The organism is Sulfitobacter profundi (assembly GCF_042661425.1).
In the GTDB taxonomy this organism is placed as follows: domain Bacteria; phylum Pseudomonadota; class Alphaproteobacteria; order Rhodobacterales; family Rhodobacteraceae; genus Sulfitobacter; species Sulfitobacter profundi.
Map to the genome: position 1 here is coordinate 1,213,761 of NZ_JBHSWA010000001.1, position 18,490 is coordinate 1,232,250.

Annotated in this window: 21 protein-coding genes and 3 pseudogenes; 7 read left to right on the plus strand and 17 right to left on the minus strand. The window is 62.2% G+C overall.

Annotated elements, in window-relative coordinates; all coding sequences use genetic code 11:
• Nucleotides 1–465: 465 nt before the first annotated feature.
• From ACFQAU_RS06405 to ACFQAU_RS06415, 3 genes and pseudogenes are all read left to right on the plus strand, one after another.
• Nucleotides 466–1,302, plus strand: coding sequence for a class I adenylate-forming enzyme family protein (locus tag ACFQAU_RS06405; RefSeq protein WP_386283827.1), 837 nt, complete (start codon nt 466–468; stop codon nt 1,300–1,302).
• Nucleotides 1,299–1,951, plus strand: a pseudogene (locus ACFQAU_RS06410) (thiolase family protein); the annotation flags it as partial. The gene ACFQAU_RS06405 and the pseudogene ACFQAU_RS06410, both read left to right, overlap by 4 nt.
• 66 nt (nt 1,952–2,017) lie before the next feature.
• The gene (locus ACFQAU_RS06415; protein WP_386283830.1) at nt 2,018–2,392 is read left to right on the plus strand and encodes a hypothetical protein; all 375 of its coding nucleotides are present in this window, start codon (nt 2,018–2,020) and stop codon (nt 2,390–2,392) included.
• Between the two features lie 46 nt (nt 2,393–2,438).
• Here the strand turns inward: ACFQAU_RS06415 and ACFQAU_RS06420 are convergent, their stop codons facing one another.
• The 4 genes from ACFQAU_RS06420 to ACFQAU_RS06435 form a co-directional block, all read right to left on the minus strand.
• Complete coding sequence (locus ACFQAU_RS06420; RefSeq protein WP_120351936.1) at nt 2,439–2,984, minus strand: biotin transporter BioY; 546 nt, start codon at nt 2,982–2,984, stop codon at nt 2,439–2,441.
• A 62-nt stretch (nt 2,985–3,046) separates the two neighbouring features.
• The gene (locus ACFQAU_RS06425; protein WP_120351937.1) at nt 3,047–3,643 is read right to left on the minus strand and encodes an energy-coupling factor transporter transmembrane component T family protein; all 597 of its coding nucleotides are present in this window, start codon (nt 3,641–3,643) and stop codon (nt 3,047–3,049) included.
• Nucleotides 3,618–4,352 carry an energy-coupling factor ABC transporter ATP-binding protein gene (locus ACFQAU_RS06430; RefSeq protein ID WP_132443788.1) on the minus strand — a complete coding sequence of 245 codons (735 nt, stop codon included), beginning with the start codon at nt 4,350–4,352 and terminating at the stop codon, nt 3,618–3,620. The genes ACFQAU_RS06425 and ACFQAU_RS06430 overlap by 26 nt, the downstream gene beginning before the upstream one ends.
• A gap of 82 nt (nt 4,353–4,434) precedes the next feature.
• The gene (locus tag ACFQAU_RS06435) at nt 4,435–5,127 is read right to left on the minus strand and encodes a COQ9 family protein (protein ID WP_132443789.1); all 693 of its coding nucleotides are present in this window, start codon (nt 5,125–5,127) and stop codon (nt 4,435–4,437) included.
• A 110-nt stretch (nt 5,128–5,237) separates the two neighbouring features.
• Here ACFQAU_RS06435 and rpsU point away from each other — a divergent pair, with 110 nt between their 5' ends.
• Nucleotides 5,238–5,444 carry a 30S ribosomal protein S21 gene (gene rpsU / locus ACFQAU_RS06440; protein ID WP_007118112.1) on the plus strand — a complete coding sequence of 69 codons (207 nt, stop codon included), beginning with the start codon at nt 5,238–5,240 and terminating at the stop codon, nt 5,442–5,444.
• Nucleotides 5,445–5,727: 283 nt separating this feature from the next.
• Here rpsU and ACFQAU_RS06445 read toward each other — a convergent pair whose 3' ends face one another.
• Entirely contained in the window at nt 5,728–6,186 is a 459-nt protein-coding gene (locus ACFQAU_RS06445) for an Lrp/AsnC family transcriptional regulator (protein WP_120351940.1), read from the minus strand.
• Nucleotides 6,187–6,324: 138 nt separating this feature from the next.
• Between ACFQAU_RS06445 and ald the strand changes: the two genes are divergently transcribed.
• Entirely contained in the window at nt 6,325–7,443 is a 1,119-nt protein-coding gene (gene ald, locus ACFQAU_RS06450; protein WP_132443790.1) for an alanine dehydrogenase, read from the plus strand.
• 64 nt (nt 7,444–7,507) lie between these two features.
• Here the strand turns inward: ald and mscL are convergent, their stop codons facing one another.
• The 7 genes and pseudogenes from mscL to ACFQAU_RS06485 all read right to left on the minus strand — a co-directional run.
• Nucleotides 7,508–7,939, minus strand: a complete 432-nt coding sequence (mscL, locus tag ACFQAU_RS06455) for a large conductance mechanosensitive channel protein MscL (protein WP_067937956.1) — start codon at nt 7,937–7,939, stop codon at nt 7,508–7,510.
• A 212-nt stretch (nt 7,940–8,151) separates the two neighbouring features.
• Nucleotides 8,152–8,862 (minus strand): sensor histidine kinase, encoded by a 711-nt coding sequence (locus ACFQAU_RS06460; protein ID WP_386281263.1) that lies wholly within the window; start codon nt 8,860–8,862, stop codon nt 8,152–8,154.
• Between the two features lie 506 nt (nt 8,863–9,368).
• A complete protein-coding gene (locus tag ACFQAU_RS06465) occupies nt 9,369–9,812 on the minus strand; it encodes a YtoQ family protein (protein ID WP_120351942.1) in 444 nt (147 codons plus the stop codon).
• 15 nt (nt 9,813–9,827) lie between these two features.
• A pseudogene (gene pheT / locus ACFQAU_RS06470) lies at nt 9,828–12,223 on the minus strand (phenylalanine--tRNA ligase subunit beta).
• Nucleotides 12,220–12,690, minus strand: a complete 471-nt coding sequence (locus ACFQAU_RS06475; RefSeq protein ID WP_132443793.1) for a hypothetical protein — start codon at nt 12,688–12,690, stop codon at nt 12,220–12,222. Before ACFQAU_RS06475 ends, pheT begins: the two are co-directional and overlap by 4 nt.
• Nucleotides 12,690–13,220 (minus strand): tRNA ligase subunit PheS family protein, encoded by a 531-nt coding sequence (locus ACFQAU_RS06480; protein WP_386283833.1) that lies wholly within the window; start codon nt 13,218–13,220, stop codon nt 12,690–12,692. Before ACFQAU_RS06480 ends, ACFQAU_RS06475 begins: the two co-directional genes overlap by 1 nt.
• Nucleotides 13,175–13,762 (minus strand): annotated as a pseudogene (locus ACFQAU_RS06485) (tRNA ligase subunit PheS family protein); the annotation flags it as partial. The gene ACFQAU_RS06480 and the pseudogene ACFQAU_RS06485, both read right to left, overlap by 46 nt.
• Nucleotides 13,763–13,934: 172 nt before the next feature.
• On the opposite strand from ACFQAU_RS06485, the gene ACFQAU_RS06490 reads away from it, so the two are divergent.
• Together ACFQAU_RS06490 and ACFQAU_RS06495 are read left to right on the plus strand one after the other, a co-directional pair.
• On the plus strand, nt 13,935–14,609 hold the full coding sequence (locus tag ACFQAU_RS06490; RefSeq protein WP_132443795.1) for a type 1 glutamine amidotransferase domain-containing protein: 675 nt from the start codon (nt 13,935–13,937) through the stop codon (nt 14,607–14,609).
• 88 nt (nt 14,610–14,697) lie between these two features.
• Complete coding sequence (locus ACFQAU_RS06495) at nt 14,698–14,910, plus strand: hypothetical protein (RefSeq protein ID WP_067624811.1); 213 nt, start codon at nt 14,698–14,700, stop codon at nt 14,908–14,910.
• Here ACFQAU_RS06495 and ACFQAU_RS06500 read toward each other — a convergent pair.
• The 5 genes from ACFQAU_RS06500 to ACFQAU_RS06520 all read right to left on the minus strand — a co-directional run bounded on the left by ACFQAU_RS06500 (nt 14,899) and on the right by ACFQAU_RS06520 (nt 18,468).
• Nucleotides 14,899–16,095: a Hint domain-containing protein gene (locus ACFQAU_RS06500; RefSeq protein ID WP_165935534.1), complete on the minus strand. Its 1,197-nt coding sequence runs from the start codon at nt 16,093–16,095 to the stop codon at nt 14,899–14,901. The two genes, ACFQAU_RS06495 and ACFQAU_RS06500, sit on opposite strands and share 12 nt — an antisense overlap.
• 223 nt (nt 16,096–16,318) lie before the next feature.
• Nucleotides 16,319–17,362 carry an alpha/beta hydrolase gene (locus ACFQAU_RS06505; protein WP_132443797.1) on the minus strand — a complete coding sequence of 348 codons (1,044 nt, stop codon included), beginning with the start codon at nt 17,360–17,362 and terminating at the stop codon, nt 16,319–16,321.
• Nucleotides 17,363–17,525: 163 nt separating this feature from the next.
• Nucleotides 17,526–17,891, minus strand: coding sequence for a 50S ribosomal protein L20 (gene rplT, locus ACFQAU_RS06510; RefSeq protein WP_007118124.1), 366 nt, complete (start codon nt 17,889–17,891; stop codon nt 17,526–17,528).
• Between the two features lie 15 nt (nt 17,892–17,906).
• Nucleotides 17,907–18,107, minus strand: coding sequence for a 50S ribosomal protein L35 (gene rpmI / locus ACFQAU_RS06515; protein WP_007118125.1), 201 nt, complete (start codon nt 18,105–18,107; stop codon nt 17,907–17,909).
• Between the two features lie 136 nt (nt 18,108–18,243).
• The gene (locus ACFQAU_RS06520) at nt 18,244–18,468 is read right to left on the minus strand and encodes a hypothetical protein (protein WP_067624919.1); all 225 of its coding nucleotides are present in this window, start codon (nt 18,466–18,468) and stop codon (nt 18,244–18,246) included.
• Nucleotides 18,469–18,490 lie beyond the last annotated feature (22 nt).

The following is an 18,490-nucleotide window of genomic DNA, read 5'->3' on the forward strand; positions in this document are numbered from 1 at the left end:
TTTGCCGCAGCCTAACGGGCGGCCCCGGGGCGTGCACCCGGAATTTGAAGCCCGACGGAAGTGGGAGAAGGCGGATGCGCGCGCAAGGCAATTTCAGATGGCATCAGGACGCGCGGCTTTTCGCGGGACAATCGGAAGTGCCCCGCGCGCCCGAAGGCCAGCGCGACAGCTTCCGCGCCCTACCCGCAACCCCGACCTTCGACGCGCTGACGGCCCTTACCACAACGATCAGCCAGCAGGCCCCTTTTGCCTCGGCGACCGCCCCCTGCCCGATGACATCGCCTGTCCGCCCGGCGCGTTCCTCACCCTCACCGGGGGCGCGTCGGGCCAACCCAAGGCCGTGCGCCGCAGCCAAACTTCTTGGACCGTCAGCTTTGATGTGAACGCCGATCGCTTTGCTCTAACCCGCCACGACAGCGTTGCCGTGTTGGGGCGGCTCAGCCACTCCCTGTCGCTCTATGCGGTATTGGAGGCGCTGCACCTTGGCCTCGACGCGCATGTTCTGGCCGATCAGCCCCCCGCCAGCAAGCGTCGCAGATTGCCACATCGGGGGCGACGATCCTCTATGCCACGCCGACGCAATTACGGCTGCTGGCCCGTGGGGCCGCCGCCCCGCTGCCCTCGCTGCGGCTGGTGCTTTGTGGCGGCGGCGCGCTTGATGCGGCGACGCGGGCGGCGACCGGGCGGCTTTGCCCCCATGCGGCGGTGCACGTGTTTTACGGCGCGGCAGAAACGAGCTTTATCACGCTGGCCGATGCCGCCACGCCCGAAGGATCGGTTGGCCGCCCTTATCCCGGCGTCGAACTGCGGCTTTTGGATGCGGCGGGGCAACCCACTTCAGACGTGGGTGAAATCTGGGTGCGCAGCCCGTACCTTTTCGATGGCTACGCACAGGGCCGCAGCACCGAGACCCGCAGGCAGGATGGTTTCGTCACCGTGGGCGAGATGGGCGAACTGGATGACAAAGGACAGCTGTGGATCAGAGGGCGGCGGCAGCGCATGGTGCAGATTGCCGATCAACTGGTCTTCCCCGAAGCGGTGGAGGCCGTGATCGCCGCGCATACTGGTCTGCCCTGCGCGGTTCTGCCCCGTGACGATGCGCTGCGGGGGCAACATCTGATTGCAGTTGTCGAAGGCACCGCAGAGGCGGCGCGCCCTGAGGAAATCATCGCCCATTGTCGCGCAGCACTCGGCCCACTGGCCGCCCCCCGTCGCGTCTATTTCCGCTCCGACCTGCCGCTATTGCCTTCGGGCAAGATCGACCTTCGCGCCCTCGCCGACGGGGTGGAGGGCCAAGCATGACCCGCGCCTACATCGTTTCTGCCTGCCGCAGCCCGGTCGCCCCGCGCGGCGGCGCCTTGGCGCATCTGACTCTGCCCGATCTTGCCGCGCCGGTTCTTTCCGCCGCCCTTGCCCGCGCGGGGTTGGCCCCTGCGCAGGTCGACGAAGTGATCTGCAGCACCGCCCTTGGCCCCGGCGGCAACCCCGCGCGCAGCATCGCCTTGGCGGCGGCGCTGCCTGAACATGTCGCGGGCCTGAGCATCGATCGGCAGTGCGCGGGGGCTTGGACGCGCTCGCGCTGGCGCGCCAAATGATCCTTGCGGGGGCTGCGGATATCGTTGTGGCGGGCGGGGCGGAAAGCTACTCGCGCCAACCGTTGCGCTACCGCACCTTCGCCGATGGCCGCCCGCCTGAGCCCTATACCCAAGCGCCCTTTACCCCATGGCCCGCGCGTGACCCCGACATGGCGCAAGCCGCCGCTGCGCTTGCCCGGTCGCAGGGTATCACCCGCGAAGCGCAGGATGACTGGGCGGTGGAAAGCCACGCAAAGGCCCGCGCGCAGCTAGCGCCCAAGGCGGAACTCGTACCGCTCGCAAACATCGAAGCCGATACATTCACCCGCCGCCTCACCCCCGCGCTTTGCCGCCGGGCCAAGGTGCTTTCCGGTGAGATCACTGCCGCCAATGCCGCCGTCGCCGCCGATGCCGCGGCCTTTTGCGTCGTTGTCTCAGACCGAATGGCGGCTGAGCTCACCGTGCCAAAGATCGAACTTATCGCCACCGCAACCAAGGGCAGCAAACCCGAAGAGCCGGGACTGGCACCACTGGTGGCGATTGGCGAAGTCTTTCGCCAAACGGGATTAACCGCCAGCGACCTGACCCTCGCCGAGATCATGGAGGCCTATGCCGTGCAGGCCATCGCCTGCGCCACCGGCGCGGGGGTCGCGCCGCAGATCGTCAACATCGGCGGGGGTGCCTTGGCACGCGGGCATCCGATTGGTGCATCGGGTGCGATCAACGCAGTGCGGCTCTGGCATGGATTGGTGGCGCGGGGGTCGGGCACCGGATTGGCGGCGATTGCCGCAGCCGGGGGATCGGCTCTGCCGCGCTGATGCGGCTGTAGCGGCCCGCCCCCTTTGGGGGAGCGGGCCAATCGTTTTAGCTGCGCGACAGCACGCTTGCGGGACGCGCCTTGGCCAGACCGGAGGTGATGAAACCCGCCAGCACGGCTTTGATCAGGTCACCGGGGATGAAGGCTTGGACCAGCAGGGTCGCCTCAAGCAGCGTCTTGTTCAGCGTCATCATCATGCCGAAGATGCCAAAGGCATAGACCACAAGGATGCCGCCCAAGACGGCCGAAACCCCGGCGGCCAGACCCACAGGCGCGCTGCGCCACTGGTCCATGATAAAGCCAGTCACAAAGGCACCGATCGGGAAGCCAACGAGGAAACCAACGGTCGGCGAGGCAAAGACGCCCAGACCGCCACGGCCTCCGGCCAGAAGCGGCAGACCAAGCGCCACCAGTGCCACGAACAGCAGTGCGGCAAGACCACCGCGCCATGCGCCCAGCACCGTGCCACAGAGCATGACGCCCAGCGACTGCGCCGTGATCGGCACGCCAAAGCCGAGCGTGAATTTCGGGATCAGGCCCAATGCCGCAATCAGCGCGGCGAAGAGGGCGATCATTGTCAGATTGCGTTCCATTGAGAGGGTCCTTGAATTAAAGTTTCCAATGCCTAGGCCAGCCCTCTGCCCCGGTCAAGCAATCACAGCCCGCCACGCGCGCGCAGCGCCTCTGCCACATGTTCGGCGTCATCGATGGCCAGCACGGTAAAGGGCATCACGATCCGCCAGCCCGCCCGCCTGCGCGACCGCGCGCGCCACGCCAGCGATAGCATCTGCCCTTTGGCCGCCAGCACCGGCGTGAAACGAACCACCAGCGCCACGGCCAACTCCAGACTGCGGGTTCGGACCCCAAAGCGGCGCAGCGGCGTGGCAAGCCAGCGCACCACCGCCATCATATCGCTGAGTTTCGTGGTCATGGTCACAAGATTGGCCAGCCCCACCGCCGTGACCATGCGCAGCACGATGACAAGGCCGGCCTCTGCATCGCTGGTCAGTATATGCCACAGCAGGATCAACGCCACAAAGGGCCAGAGCATCCGCAACCGCCCCAAGCCGCCCTTTAGAAAAGCCCGACCCGGCAGGGCGTAAAGCAGCAACATCCCGGCACAAAAGGCGATTTGCCAGACCAGATCCTCGACCCCGAATAGCAACAGTGTCGCCGCACAAAGCGCACCCAGCTTGGCCCCCGCGGGCCAGCCGTGGGCGCGGGTCTCAACCGGCGAGGTCAGAGAGATCATCGCTCGCCCCCAGTTCCTTCATCCGTGTCTCAAAGGCGCGCAGCACCGGACGCGCGCTGCCTTGCTGGGCGACTTCGCCACCCTCTAGCCAGAGGATGTGATCGTAGCCCGCCACCGCTGCCGGATCGTGGGTGATGTGCACCAGCGTCAAGTCGAGCCCGGCCAAGACCCGTTCAAGATGCAGGCGCGTCGGAATATCGAGCCCGGCAAAGGGTTCGTCGAGCACCAGCACCCGTGGTTGCATCGCCAGAACCGCCATCAGGCAAACCAACTGCCGCTGCCCCTGTGAGAGCTGATGGATCGACGCCTGTGCCCAATGACGCTTGTCAAACTGACCAAGGATTGAGGCCACGCCCCGCGCCGCTTCGGCCTTGGATTGACCCATTTGCAGCAGGCCAAAGGCGATTTCCTCCTCCACGGTGGGAAAGATGATCTGATGGTCCGGGTTTTGAAACAGGATGCCGACAGCACCAATCGCCCGGCGGCGGTCGCGGGCCACGTCGATCCCGCCGATCCGCACCTGCCCCTCATCTGCGGCCACCAAGCCCGAGAGAACCCGCGCGAAAGAGGTCTTGCCCGACCCGTTGCGCCCCACGATGCCGATCCGCGAGGCATCTGACCTGAGGCTCACGTCGCGCAGCACCGGCGTGCCTGCGGGGGTGTAGCACACCTTTTCAATATCAATGAGCGGGAGCGTCTGGCTGGTCATTGGGGGCCTGTATAAAACCGGGTGCCCCGACCTACCACCTGCCGGGCGGGCGGGGAAGCCCGCAGTTCGCCCGCAGGTTGCGTCAGCTCGGCGGCGTCCAGCGGCCGGGCAGATCAGGGTCCTGCTGCCCCCGTGGCGCTTTGATGTGGCTCAAAAGCCAGTTAGGCCCGGCCATTAGACGGCTGAGCGTCGGGCTTTCGCGCACTTGGGCCTTGAGCTTTTCGATCTGCATCACGTCGTCGATCCGCCGGTCCAGGAAAGACCACGTCGCCTGATGCCCCTCGCTGGCATCCCCCAGCCAATAGAGCAGCGTGGCAGAATACACCCCCGACAGCGTCGCGCGTTTGCTGTACCAGTTTACATCATCCGACGTATCGCCAAGCGCGGTCCAGATTTTATCGCTGGTCTCCCAGATCAGGCCCGCACCTTCGGGCGCGTGATGCGGCAGGGCGAAAAGCGTGCTGCCCCGGCGGATCGCCTCACGGTCGCCTGCTTCGAGCCGTAGGCGCACGGCCTTGGCAATACGATCTCGGAAGCGCAGGTTTGCTAGATCGGCCTCGGCCAGCCCTTCCAGCATCTTGGCATCCCCGCGTCGGTGATAGGCCACGGCCAAATCAACCGAACCACGCGGGCAAACAGCGCGGGCCAACGCCGGGTCCAGACCACTGTCTTTGATCGCGGCATTGAACGTCGCGGGCGACCAGCCGTCAAACGGCACATGCATCAATGCGGCATCAAGCATTTGGTCCTGTGGGTCGGCCTTGGGCGGGATCATGGCGGGCTCCTATCGGGGCGTGATGGGGTGGACAAAGGAGATATAGGCTGTTATAGGCCCATTTCCTGCAATTCCTTGCAACTTTATCCTAGAAAGGTGGTGACAACCACATGCAGGTTAGTGTTCGCGACAACAACGTCGATCAGGCCCTTCGGGCTCTGAAGAAAAAGCTACAGCGCGAAGGCGTTTTCCGTGAAATGAAGCTCAAGCAACATTTCGAGAAACCGTCCGAGAAAAAAGCGCGCGAGAAAGCTGAAGCGATCCGTCGTGCCCGTAAACTGGCACGGAAAAAAGCGCAACGCGAAGGTATGATGTAAATCATTCCCGCGACACGCAACAGATATAGAACCCCCGGTGCCGATGGCAGCGGGGGTTTTGTTTTGTGGGGTACTGGGTGCAGAGCCGGGCAGCGCCAGACCGCGGGGTGGTGCCCGGAACTTCAGCAATCGGGCAATTTATGGTGGCTGGGCTTAGGAAGCACCTCAGGACGGCACGAACCTCAGCAAAAGCGCCAGCCCGTCCGGGCGGTCTGGCGCTGCCCGGCGGCCTTCGGCCTTGATTCCGGGCTGCTCCGCTTGGAACCTCCGCCGCACCGTCCAACTACACCGGCAGCGCCGTCGTCTTGCACACCGTCCGCAACGCGAAACTCGACTGCATCTGCGCCACCCCCGGCAGCCGCGCCAAATGCTGGCGATGGATTCGGGCAAAATCCTCGGTGTTCTCCGCCACGATCTTCAACAGGTAATCCGCCGTTCCCGCCATCAGATGACATTCCAACACATCGGGAATGCGCGAGACCGACTTCTCAAAGGCTTCCAACACCTCTTCGGCCTGCGCCTGCAGGGTGATCTCAACAAACACCGTGGTCGGCATATCCAGCTTGCGCGGGTCAAGCAGGGCCACATAATCGCGGATATAGCCCTCTTTCTCCAACCGCTGCACACGGCGATGACAGGCCGAGGGCGACAGATGCACCACTTCCGACAATTCGGCATTGGACATCCGCCCGTTGCGCTGCAAAGCGCGCAGAACACGCCGATCAATCTCATCCAAGGCCATATGCGCAATACTTTCGCGTAACAAAGCGTTCAGACGCGATTATATTCGAAGAATAATCCCCATGGCGACCCCAAACTCGCAGCGATATGCACGGCGGCTGTGATAATCCTGTCCCACTACGGAGGAGGAGTGACCCCCATGAAAATCGGATGCCCGACAGAAATCAAACCGCAGGAATTCCGCGTCGGCCTGACGCCCAATGCCGCACAAGAAGCCATCGCCCACGGACATGAGGTCATCGTGCAGGCAGGGGCGGGCGTCGGCGCGGGTTTTGAAGATGCGGATTATACCGCCGCAGGTGCCACCGTCATCGACACGGCCAAGGAAATCTTTGCCAGCGCCGATATGATCGTCAAGGTGAAGGAGCCACAGGCGGGCGAACGCAAAATGCTGCGCGAAGGGCAATTGCTCTTTACCTATCTGCACCTCGCGCCCGACCCGGATCAGACGCATGATCTGCTGGCCTCGGGCTGTACTGCGATTGCCTATGAAACCGTGACCGACCGGAATGGCGGGCTGCCCCTCTTGGCGCCGATGTCCGAGGTTGCGGGGCGTCTGGCACCGCAGGTTGGCGCTTGGACGCTGCAAAAGGCCAATGGCGGACGCGGCGTGTTGATGGGCGGGGTGCCCGGTGTTGGCCCGGCCAAGGTTATGGTCATCGGCGGCGGCGTCGTCGGCACCCATGCGGCACGGATTGCCGCGGGCATGGGCGCGGATGTGACCGTGTTGGATCGTTCGCTGCCCCGGATGCGCTATCTTGATGACATCTATGGCGGCACCTTCAAAACCGCCTATGCCAGCGCGGGCAACACCATCGAATTGGCGCGCCAAGCCGATATGATCATCGGCGCGGTGCTGATCCCCGGTGCCGCAGCGCCCAAGCTGATCAGCCGCGCGCAACTGTCCGAACTCAAACCCGGCGCAGCCCTGGTCGACGTGGCCATTGACCAAGGCGGCTGTTTCGAGACCTCCAAGGCGACCACGCACCAAGACCCGGTTTATGAGGTCGACGGCGTCATGCACTACTGCGTGGCCAACATGCCCGGCGCCGTGGCGCGTACCTCGACGATCGCGCTTGGCAATGCCACCATGCCTTTCATGCTGGCACTGGCCGATAAGGGCTGGAAACAGGCCTGCGCGGATGACCCCCACCTCAAGGCCGGGCTCAACGTGCACGCGGGTAAGCTGACCTATGCCGCCGTGGGCGACGCGCTTGGGATCGACAGCATCACCGCAGATCAAGCCATCGCGGGTTAAACGCCACCGGTGAGACACGAAAGGCCCGCCAATCTGGCGGGCCTTTCTCATTCGATAGCGCCGCTTAGCGCGTTTTCAAAGCATCCCGAATTTCCAACAATACATCAAGCTGCGACGGACCGGTCTTGACCTCTGGCGCCACCTCATCAGGCTTTTCCGCAGCCGATTTCACGCGGTTCACCATCTTCACCAAGATGAAGACGACGAAGGCGATGATGAAAAAGTTGATCACGGCCATCAGGAACGAGCCGTAAGCAAAGACCGACGCGCCCGCCTCTCGGGCCTGCTCTAACGAGGCATTCGCAGGCACATCGCCCGACAGCACAGCATAGTTGTTGGTGAAATCCACCCCACCGGTGAAAAGCCCGACAATCGGGTTGATCAGGTCGGCCACCAGCGACGACACGATCGCCGTAAATGCCGCCCCGACGATGATACCAACGGCCATGTCCATGACATTCCCTTTGGCGATGAAATCCTTGAATTCTTGAATCACAGTACTGTCCCTATTCCACGTCGTGCTGATACCCCCGCCGTCATACCCGATAGTGGGGACTGCGGCACAGTGGGGTCAATAAAGTTTTCAGTTGAACCGCCCGAATTGCAGCCCCGGGCACGCCTATTGCCGAAAACAGACCCGCAAAGCCGCGCCATTGGCACTGAAATCGGTGCTCAGCCGCCCGCTTAGCTGTTCAGCCGCCGTCGCCATCAACATTCGCCCGAGGCCGGTGCTATCGGCCCCCGACACGGCTCCGTCATGCCCGCGACCATTGTCCCGGCACTCCAAAAGCCAGCTCTCGCCCCCTCCTGCCGACGCAGAGAAATCCTGATCTCTCCTGCCCGATCCCCGACAAAGGCGTGTTTGATCGAATTGGCCACGAACTCGCTCACGATCATGCCAAGCGCCGAGGCTTGCACGGCCTGCAACTCGCCCGGCTCGGCCTCGCAAAAGATGGTGACGTGATCCGGCGCGCTGGCGGCGAGAAGTTTGTTCAACTGCTCAAGGTAGGAAGAGGTTTGCACCTTGCCTTTGCCGCCCTGCCCCATCAATTCGCTGTGCAGCGATGCCACTGCCCCGAAACGCCGCTCTACAAGGGCGAGTACATCCTTTGCGTCGGGGTCTTGCACCTTGCGCGTCGCCATCCGCAGCAGGGACGCGATGGTCTGGAACGAGTTTTTCACCCGGTGGTCCATCTCGGCGCGTAGGGCGGCCTCGATGCGGATTTTCTTGCGCAGTTCCAACTGCATCATCACGTGACGCGACAGGGTTTGCAGCGCTTGGCGTTGGAAGTCGTTCAGGGTGCGCGGCTTGGTATCCAGCACGCAAAGCGTGCCGATCGGTTGGCCGTTCGGCGCGACAAGGTTCGCCCCGGCATAGAATTTCACCCGCGGGTCGCCCACATAGAGCGGGTTGTCCACGGTGCGCGATCGGCCCCCATATCCGAGATCTCGGTATAGCCCCCATCAAGGATAGCGTGAGAGCAGACCGATTGATCCAAACCGGTCTCCTGCGGCTCAAACCCCACACGGGCCTTGAACCATTGACGCTTTTCGTCAACCAGACTGATTAGAGAGACGGGCGTTTCGCAGATCTTGGACGCAAGCTCGACGATATCGTCGAAATCCGCTTCGGCTTCGGTATCAAGAATATCATAGGAATAGAGCGTCTCAAGACGCGCATCCTGCTCTGCGGGCGTGTCGGCTAAAATGGACCCTCTCCTTCCAAAGTTAACCCGCCACGCAACTTTGGCACGGCAGCGGGGGTCGGATTTGGCCTGCCTTTCGGGGGGCAGATCAAGGCTGATGAACCTCCAGCTAGTGAAGGTTTAGCCCGTAAGGCAGCGGCGTCCACTACGCTGCCGAATCGATCGCACTTAAGCCCTTGATAGATGTTAAATTTTAAGGCGGCTAGCCCCGCTGCCGCGTCACCCCGGCAGGGTACCGGTGAGCACATAGCGCAGAATCTCGACCACCTGAGCCGGTTCGGAGGCCACGGCCAGCGCCGCGGCATCGACTTCCTTCAGCGCATGGGCATGGTCGGGGCCGTGCAGAATGATCAGCGATTTGCCCAAAGCGGCGGCATAGCCCGCGTCAAAGGCCGCATTCCACTGCTTGTATTGTTCGCCAAAGCGCACCACGACCACATCCGCTTCGGCAATCGCCTTGCGGGTGCGAATCGCGTTGATCTGCGCGCCCTTGCGGTCATGCCAGAACTTGTCGGCCTCTTCCCCAAGGATCGCCACGCCGCAATCGTCGCTGGCGGCGTGGTCGGTGACCGGCGCGGTGAAGGTCACCTCAAGGCTGCGCGCCCCTTCGATGATCTGTTCGCGCCAATCGGTGTGGATTTCACCGGAGAGATAGACTTTCATCGCTCGTCCTTTCGTTCAGCCGCGCAGCACGCCGCCCGTTGCTTTGGTCACTTTCTCGACAACCTTAGCACCCACGGCTTCGATGTCTGCATCCTTCAGCGTCTTGTCGCTGGGCTGCAACCGCACAGTGATCGCAAGGGATTTCTTGCCCTCGCCAAGGCTGCCGCCGATGAACTCGTCAAAAACGCGCACGTCTTCGATGAGGTTCTTGTCGGCCCCCTTGGCCGCATTCACCAGCGTCAGCGCCTCGACATCCGCATCGACGACAAAGGCAAAGTCACGCTCGACCGCTTGCAGGTCACTGATCTGCAAGGCCGGGCGCGTGGCACCGGATTTGCGCGGCAGCGGCACTTCGGCGGGATAAATGGTGAAGGCCATCGCGGGGCCTTTGACGTCCATCGCGGCCAGCACGCGGGGATGCACTTCGCCAAAGATGCCGAGCACTTTTTCGGGCCAAGGCAGACCTTGCCGTGACGGCCCGGATGCCACCAATCCGCCGCGCCGCGCAGGACCTGCACCTTGGCGGGCGCGCCGATGGCCGCCAGCACAGCTTCGGCATCGGCTTTGACGTCATAGACATCCACCGCCCGCGCCGCGCCATGCACGTCACGCGGACCGGTGCGGCCCACCAGCAGGCCGCTGACCATGATCTGCTCTTCGCCCGGCTCACCGCCTGAGAAGGCTGGGCCGACCTCAAACAGCGCCATATCGGCAAAGCCGCGCGACTGATTGCGCGCCGCGGCCTGCAACAGACCGGGCAGCAGATCGGGGCGCATGTGGCTCATGTCCGACGAGATCGGGTTTTCGAGGCGCGTCTCATCCGTGCCGCCGCCGAACAGCGCGGCAGAGGCTTGGTCGATGAAGCTGTAAGACACACATTCGTTGTAGCCGAGCGCCGCCGCCGTGCGCCGTGCGGTCACGACGCGCCGCTGCATGGGCGAGAGTACGGGGCGCGGCACGCCCGTCGTCAGACGGGGCAGCGGCTTGCCTTCGAGCTTGGTGAGGGACGCAATCCGCGCGACCTCCTCCACCAGATCGGCCTCGCCCTGCACGTCAGGGCGCCAGCTTGGCACCTGCGCCATGTCACCGTCGAGTTGGAAGCCAAGCGCGGTCAACGTCTGGCGCTGATCGCTTTCGGGGATCGTCATGCCCACGAGCGACTGCACCTTCTCGGCGTCCAGCTTGTAGGCGCGGCTGGTGTCAGGCACTTGGCCCGCGACCACAACCTCAGACGCCTCGCCGCCCGCGTGATCCAGGATCATCCGCGTGGCGTGCTCAATGCCGTAAGGCGTCCACGCCGGGTCCACACCGCGCTCAAAGCGGTAGCGCGCGTCCGAGTTGATCTTGAGCGCGCGGCCCGCATAGGCGATCTGCACCGGGTCCCAATAGGCGCTTTCGACAAAGACGTTCACCGTGTCTTCGGTCACGCCTGTCGCCGCGCCGCCCATGATGCCCGCGATGCTTTCCACGCCGCTATCGTCGGAGATGGCCATCTGCCCCGCTTGCAGGGTATAGGTCTTTTCGTCCAGCGCCACGATCTCTTCGCCGCCCTTGGCGCGGTGAACGCGCAGGTTGCCTTTGACCTTATCGGCGTCAAAGACGTGCAGCGGACGGTTGCGGTCGAAGGTGAAGAAGTTGGTCACGTCGACAAGGAAGGAGATCGGACGCAGCCCAATCGCGCGCAGACAATCCTGCAGCCACGCGGGGCTTGGGCCGTTCTTCACGCCCTTGATCACGCGACCATAGAACACCGGGCAACCGTCGAGCGTATCATCGTCGATGCTGACGCTGATCGGCGAGGCAAAGCTGCCCGCCACCGCATCGCAATCGCGCGGCTTCAGTTTGCCCAAACCCCGTGCCGCGAGGTCACGCGCAATGCCGCGCACGCCGAGCGCATCGGGGCGGTTGGGGGTGATGGCGATCTCGATCACCGGGTCGACCTTGGCGGGGTCATTCTCGGCCAGCCAATCGATGAAACGGTCGCCGGGCTTGCCCGAGGGCAGTTCGATGATGCCGTCGTGCTCCTCGCTCAGCTCCATCTCGCGCTCGGAGGCCATCATGCCAAAGCTCTCAACACCGCGGATTTTGCCGACGCCGATGGTGGTGTCGATCCCCGGCACATAGACGCCCGGCTTGGCCACGACGACGGTGATGCCCGCGCGGGCATTCGGCGCGCCGCAGATGATCTGGATGACGCCTTCGTCGGTTTCCACCTGACAGACGTTCAGCCGGTCGGCATCGGGGTGTTTCTCGGCAGATTGCACATAGCCGAGGGTAAAGTCGGCCAGCTTCGCCGCCGGGTTCTCGACGCCTTCGACTTCGAGGCCGAGGTCGGTCAGGGCATAGGTGATCTCATCAATCGACGCCGTGGTGTCGAGATGGTCCTTGAGCCAGGAGAGAGTGAATTTCATTTGCTCGTCCGATCTTTCAGCTTTTTGATATACTGAGGCAAACCGATATGATCATCTCCCGCCTCTGCTATTTCTTTCCGAGCGACCTGAAGAATGCAGGTAATCGCTTTAGACATGTTGCGCATGGTTTCAGAGTATTCTTCTGAGACCCCTTTTTTATCTTTCGCTTTAAGAACGTGAAACTGTTCAACCAAGTCGCGAAACGCAGAAATCTGCTGCGCAAACTCCTTCGTACCAACACCTGCCAATTCAACTATTAACAAGTCCAGTTTGTTTGGAACTCCCAAATCAAGCTTATTAAGAAGTTCTGCATCGGCGACTATCAGTATAGCCCGAGTATAGAGAGCGCGACGCTCAGCTGCCAATTGCGAAGTGCGATCAATACTCTTCTGCCAAGGATAGACAACAACGGCAATAAAGAGGGCAGTACAAGAGGCCACTAGACTCGCAGCAAATGTCCACCACATTACCTACTCAACCCACCATGCAAATTCGGCTGATCCAAGCTCGCGAACCCATAATGCCGCAACCACCGCAAATCTGAATCAAAGAACGCCCGCAAATCAGGAATCCCGTATTTCAGCATCGCAATCCGGTCGATCCCCATGCCAAAGGCAAAGCCCTGCCACTTGTCGGGGTCAATCCCGCCCGCCTGCAACACCTTGGGGTGCACCATGCCGGAGCCCAGCACTTCCATCCAGCCGTCGCCCTCGCCAATACGCAGTTGGCCGTCGACCCAAGAACATTGGATGTCGACCTCGGCCGAAGGCTCGGTGAACGGAAAATGCGACGCGCGAAAGCGGGTCTTGATGCCGTCGATCTCGAAAAACGCGGCGAAAAACTCCTCAAGCGTCCACTTGAGGTTCGCCATCGAGATGTCCTTGTCGATCGCCAGCCCCTCGACCTGATGGAACATCGGCGTGTGGGTCTGGTCGTAGTCCGCACGGTAGACGCCGCCGGGGCAGATGATGCGCAGGGGCGCGCCTTCGGCCTCCATCGTGCGGATCTGCACCGGCGAGGTGTGGGTGCGCAGCACGTGGGGGCGCGGTCGTCGCCCTCGGCACGGGCCATGTAAAACGTGTCCATCTCAGCCCGGGCGGGATGGTGGCCGGGGATGTTCAGCGCGTCGAAGTTGTACCAATCGGTGTCGATACGCGGGCCTTCGGCGACCGAAAAACCCATCTCGGCAAAGATCGCGGTCAGCTCTTCGGTCACTTGGCTGACCGGGTGGATGCTGCCCTGACGCTGGTGCCGCGTGGGCAGGGTCACGTCGAGCCATTCGCTGCGCAGACGCTCATCCAACGCGGCATCGCCAAGTGCTGCCTTCTTGGCGGACAGCGCCGAGTTGATCTCATCCTTCAGCGCGTTCAGCGCGGGGCCAGCGACCTGCCGCTCTTCGGGGGTCATCTTGCCCAGCTCGCGCATTTTCAGGGCCACTTCGCCCTTTTTGCCCACGGCGGCCAGCCGGATGTCTTCCAGCGCGGATTCGTCGCCAGCATCGGCGATTTGGCTCAGGTACTTTTGCTTCAGATCGTCCATGACAGGCCCTTGGAATAATACCCCGTCCTGCTAGCCCTCTCGCCCCTCGAATGCAAGCCGTAGGGGTTGTAGCGGCATGGGGGAACCACCACCTCTGCCAAGCGTTAGGCCGCATCCCTCCGGCGCGCCCTCATGGCAGCGGCGCGCCCAAACTCCCCGAAAGGAGAGACCTATGAAAATCCTGATGGTTCTGACATCGCATGACGAACTGGGCGACACCGGCAACAAAACCGGCTTCTGGCTCGAAGAATTCGCTGCGCCCTACTACGTCTTCAAAGACGCGGGCGCTGACGTGACCCTCGCCTCGCCCAAAGGTGGCCAGCCGCCGCTTGACCCCAACAGCGACAGCGAAGACGCGCAGACAGACGCCACGCGCCGGTTCAAAGACGATGACGCCGCGCAGAAAGCGCTGGCCTCGACCAAAGTGCTGGGCGATGTGGATGCGGACGGTTTCGACGCGATCTTCTACCCCGGCGGCCACGGCCCGCTGTGGGATCTGGCCAATGACGCCGACAGCAAGCGCCTGATCGAGACCTTCTGGGCTTCCGATCGCCCTGTCGGTGCCGTTTGCCACGCGCCTGCGGTGTTCAAGGACACCCAAGCCGACGGCAAGCCGCTGGTCTCTGGCAAGCGCGTCACCGGCTTCACCAACACCGAGGAAGAGGGCGTTGGCCTCACCGATGTGGTGCCCTTCTTGGTCGAAGATATGCTGAAGAAAAACGGTGGCGACTACAGCAAGGGCGACGATTGGGCGTCTTACGTGCTGGTCGACGGCAAGCTGGTCACCGGCCAGAACCCCGCCTCTTCCGAAGAAGCGGCGAAAGAGATGCTGGCACTGTTGAAGTAACGGTATGAGGGGCGCAGCCGCGCCCTTCCCCGCCCGGAGGAACCGCCGGTGGTCGCGGCGTGTTTTACCTCTGAAAGGAGCCTCCGACATGGCAGATTATGACCGCAGCACCGGCGCCCCATGGAGCGCCGCAGACCTTGAGCAGCTTCGCATTCTGGCGGCAGAGGGCACAGCGCCCTCCGTGATTGCCGTACAACTGGGCCGCAGCGAAGAGGCGATCGCCCATCGGGCCGCGCAGGACGGCATCAGCCTGCCCTCCGCCAGCCTGAACCCCTATGACCCCGACACGTTAGACCGATAGCAATACGCGCCCGTTCTTCTTATGCTTTTCGATCAGCCGTTTTTGCACCGCCCCGGGTGGGATCGGATGCGCGGATGCGCCAAAACCGTCGCCCGCGACCAAGGTGGGAAAGAGCGTGGCAAATTCTTCGCGCTGCGCATGACTTAGGGTGCCGATCGTCTCGGCGGTCAGCAGGAAGCTCTCGCTCGGCGCGCCCTCGGCATAGACGACCTCGTGCTGTTTAAAGATCAGGTGGAAATATTCCACCTGCGCCACACGATCGTCGATATGCACCCCCGGCAGTTCGGTCAGCCGGATGGCGGCGACGAGCACCGCCATGGCCCCGCAAACCCGCTTCACGATCCCCGAGCGCGCAACCATGCGGTGCTGCCGCGAGACCATGAGATCGCGTTTGGGCAGGCCCGCGCCCAATGCCCCAGCAGAGATCCGAATGGGATACAGCTTGGGGTTCCTCGCCAGTTCCGACGCCCCGACAGAGCGGCGCAGTGCGGCGACAAGCTCTTGATAGCCATTGCCTTGGGTCAGCACGCGCGCGCCGGGGGCCAAGGTTTCGACCGGCAGATCGCCCTTATCGGTGGTGATCAAGGTGCCGCGCGTGAAACAGGCCACACCGGTCGAGACGAGATCCCCCTCCTCGCGCATCGTGTCGATGTCGGTCTTCCAATCCAGACTTCCCACAAGCCCACCCTCCGGGAGAGCGGAGAAATCAACGGTCATGGTGGTGAAAAGATCCCCCGCAGGCGGGCTGCCCGCCAGATTGACGATGCCAGTGTAGGTCACCTCAAGATCACTGGCCAAATCCCGCGAATCTGCATTCACCCGGAAGGGAAATCCCTCTAGCGACATGGGTGTAGAGCCGCCATTCGGATCGTCATCCGGGGCTGTGGTGGTATCGAAAACCGAACTGGCGGGCTGGAGGTCGATCTCCATAGTGGCCAGCGGTTTGGTCGTTTCCAGATGATGCCAGTCATAGCCAAAGGACATCTGCGTGTTCTCGCCAACCGCCGCGCCATTCGTATAGGGGTCTGTCGCGTGCCAAGTCAGCGTCTCGGTCGTGCCGTCCGCATAGGTCAGCGTGATCCGCGCCCCATCCAAATCGACACCGCGCGAACTGGTATCGTCGCGGATGCCGTGGACCGTTTCATGGGGGTCTTCGTCCAACCTGTTGATTACAATTCCGGGCATAAACATCCCCACCTTTTTTAAATAACCTGCCGGCAAACAGCATAAATTGCCGCGCCACCCGCGCGGAATCCCTGCACAATGGCCTATCGTTAAGCCACATTGTCCATAAGGTGGGGTAGGAGCATGGCCATGGCGAGGGTTTATTAAGGCAACATTAAGCAGCTACCCGATACGCAAAAAGCCCCGCCGAATAGGCGGGGCTTTCGCTTGGCCTTGAGGTGATTTACTTCGAAAAGTGGTCTTGCAAGAAGCCAGACACCTGCTCAATCGCCGCTTCGGGCGCGGGGGTGCCCGCAATGGGGTTGAGCATGGCAAAGTCGTGGATCGAGAAATCATAGCGCGTGCCCTCGGTCTCCACGCCCGCTTTGACCAGCTTGGCCCCAAAGGCTTCCCCTTCGTCGCGCAACACATCGTTTGCGCCTGTAATCACGAGCGAAGGCGGCAGATCGGCCAACGCTTCGGTGTCATAGTTCAACGGAGAGATCATCGGATCCATCGGATCGGCGTCCTCAGGCAGATAGGCGTTCCAGAACCACTCCATCGAGGCTTTGGTCAACCACGGGCCATCAGCGAATTCCTCGTAAGAGCCGCTGGTCAGATCAGCGGTGGTGACCGGGTAGATCATCGCCAGCGCGTCGAGGTCCGGGCCGCCCTGTTCTTTGGCCATCTGCGCCACGACAGCGACCATCTGGCCACCGACGGAATCGCCCGCCAAAGCCAATTGATTGGCATCAATACCGAAATCAGCGGCATTCTCTGCAACATGTTTCAGCACCGCGAAATCCTGCTCAAGCTGCACGGGGTGCTTCTGCTCGGGCGCCGGGGCGTAGTCGACAAAGACATAGGCCGCGCCTGTCTGATTTGCCAGTTCACGGATCATGCGTTCATGGGTCGTGAAATTGCCCAGGATCCAGCCGCCACCGTGGAAGTAAAGCACGCCCGGCAATGCCTCATCACCGGCATCCGCGGGCTTTACCACGACCACATCCGTCTGTCCGGTGGGGCCGATTTCCAGTGTCATTTTCTCAACCGAGGCATCGGGCATCTCGACATCTGCCTTTGTCTGCGTGTCGATCAAGACCTGCCGCGCCTCTTCCGGCGATAGCTCGTTGATGGGGGTCGAGCCTTCAAGGCTGTCGATAAACTCCTGCGTCTGCGCCTGTAGCACGACTTTGTCTTTATCGGCATGCGCCTCGGCAAAGGCGGTCGCGGGCACCAGCGCGCCAATCGCGGCACCGGTTAGCAGTTGGCGTAGGGAAAGTGTCATTGAATGTCTTCCTTCCTGAATGTGTCCTGCTGGCACAACAGATGGCTCTTGGGGCAGTTCAATGACATTTTCTTGAGGATCCCCTTCGGTCCTTCTGCGTCTGCCCAAACGCAAAAAGCCCCGCCGTGGGGCGGGGCTCTCTAAAACTCAATGCAAGGTCAGCTTAGGCTGCCAGTGCGTCCTGCGCCTGTTTGACGATCGCGCCAAAGGCTTCGGGCTCATGCACGGCCAGATCGGCCAGAACCTTACGGTCCACTTCGATGCCGGCCAGCGACAGACCGTTGATGAAGCGGCTGTATGTCAGCGCTTCGTCGTGGCTGCGCACGGCGGCGTTGATCCGCTGGATCCACAGCGCGCGGAAGTTGCGCTTGCGGTTCTTGCGGTCACGGGTTGCATATTGGTTGGCCTTGTCGACCGCCTGTGTGGCGACCTTGAAGACGTTCTTGCGCCGACCATAATAGCCTTTTGCGGCTTTGATGATCTTCTTGTGACGCGCGTGGGTGACTGTACCACCTTTAACTCGGGACATCTCGGTACTCCTATATCAGCGGGCGTAGGGCATGAAGCCCTTGATGATCTTTGCATCGGGCTCGGACAGTGTTGTCGTGCCGCGTGCGTTACGGATGAACTTGTTGGTCCGCTTGATCATACCGTGCTGTTTGCCAGCTTGGCTGCCGATGACCTTACCAGTCGCCGAGACCTTAAAGCGCTTTTTGGCGCTCGATTTCGTCTTCATCTTGGGCATTTCCGTCTCCGTCTTTTGAGTTCGGTATAAACACGACTCGGCATGCCACTTGAGGCCGGTCGTGCAGGCTAAGATGCGCCGTATAGGCGCGCTCGGGCAAGGATGCAAGAGGTTTTGAGCAGCGCTGTGGACGCGCTTAAGGCAACAGGTCCGCCGCCACGGAAACGAAGACATCCGGCAGCGTCTCGAAGGAATAGCGCCCCGGATTTTTCTGCAGGGCAAAGACGATCAGCCCGGCAGCAATTAAGATCGTGATGGCCGAGGCGCGCGGCGACCGACGGTCGGTCACCGCAGAGAGGATCGAAGGGATCGACAGCACCGCCAGAACGATGCCGACCACCATTGCCAAGTCAGAGTTCACACGCAACATCCCCCTTGTTGAG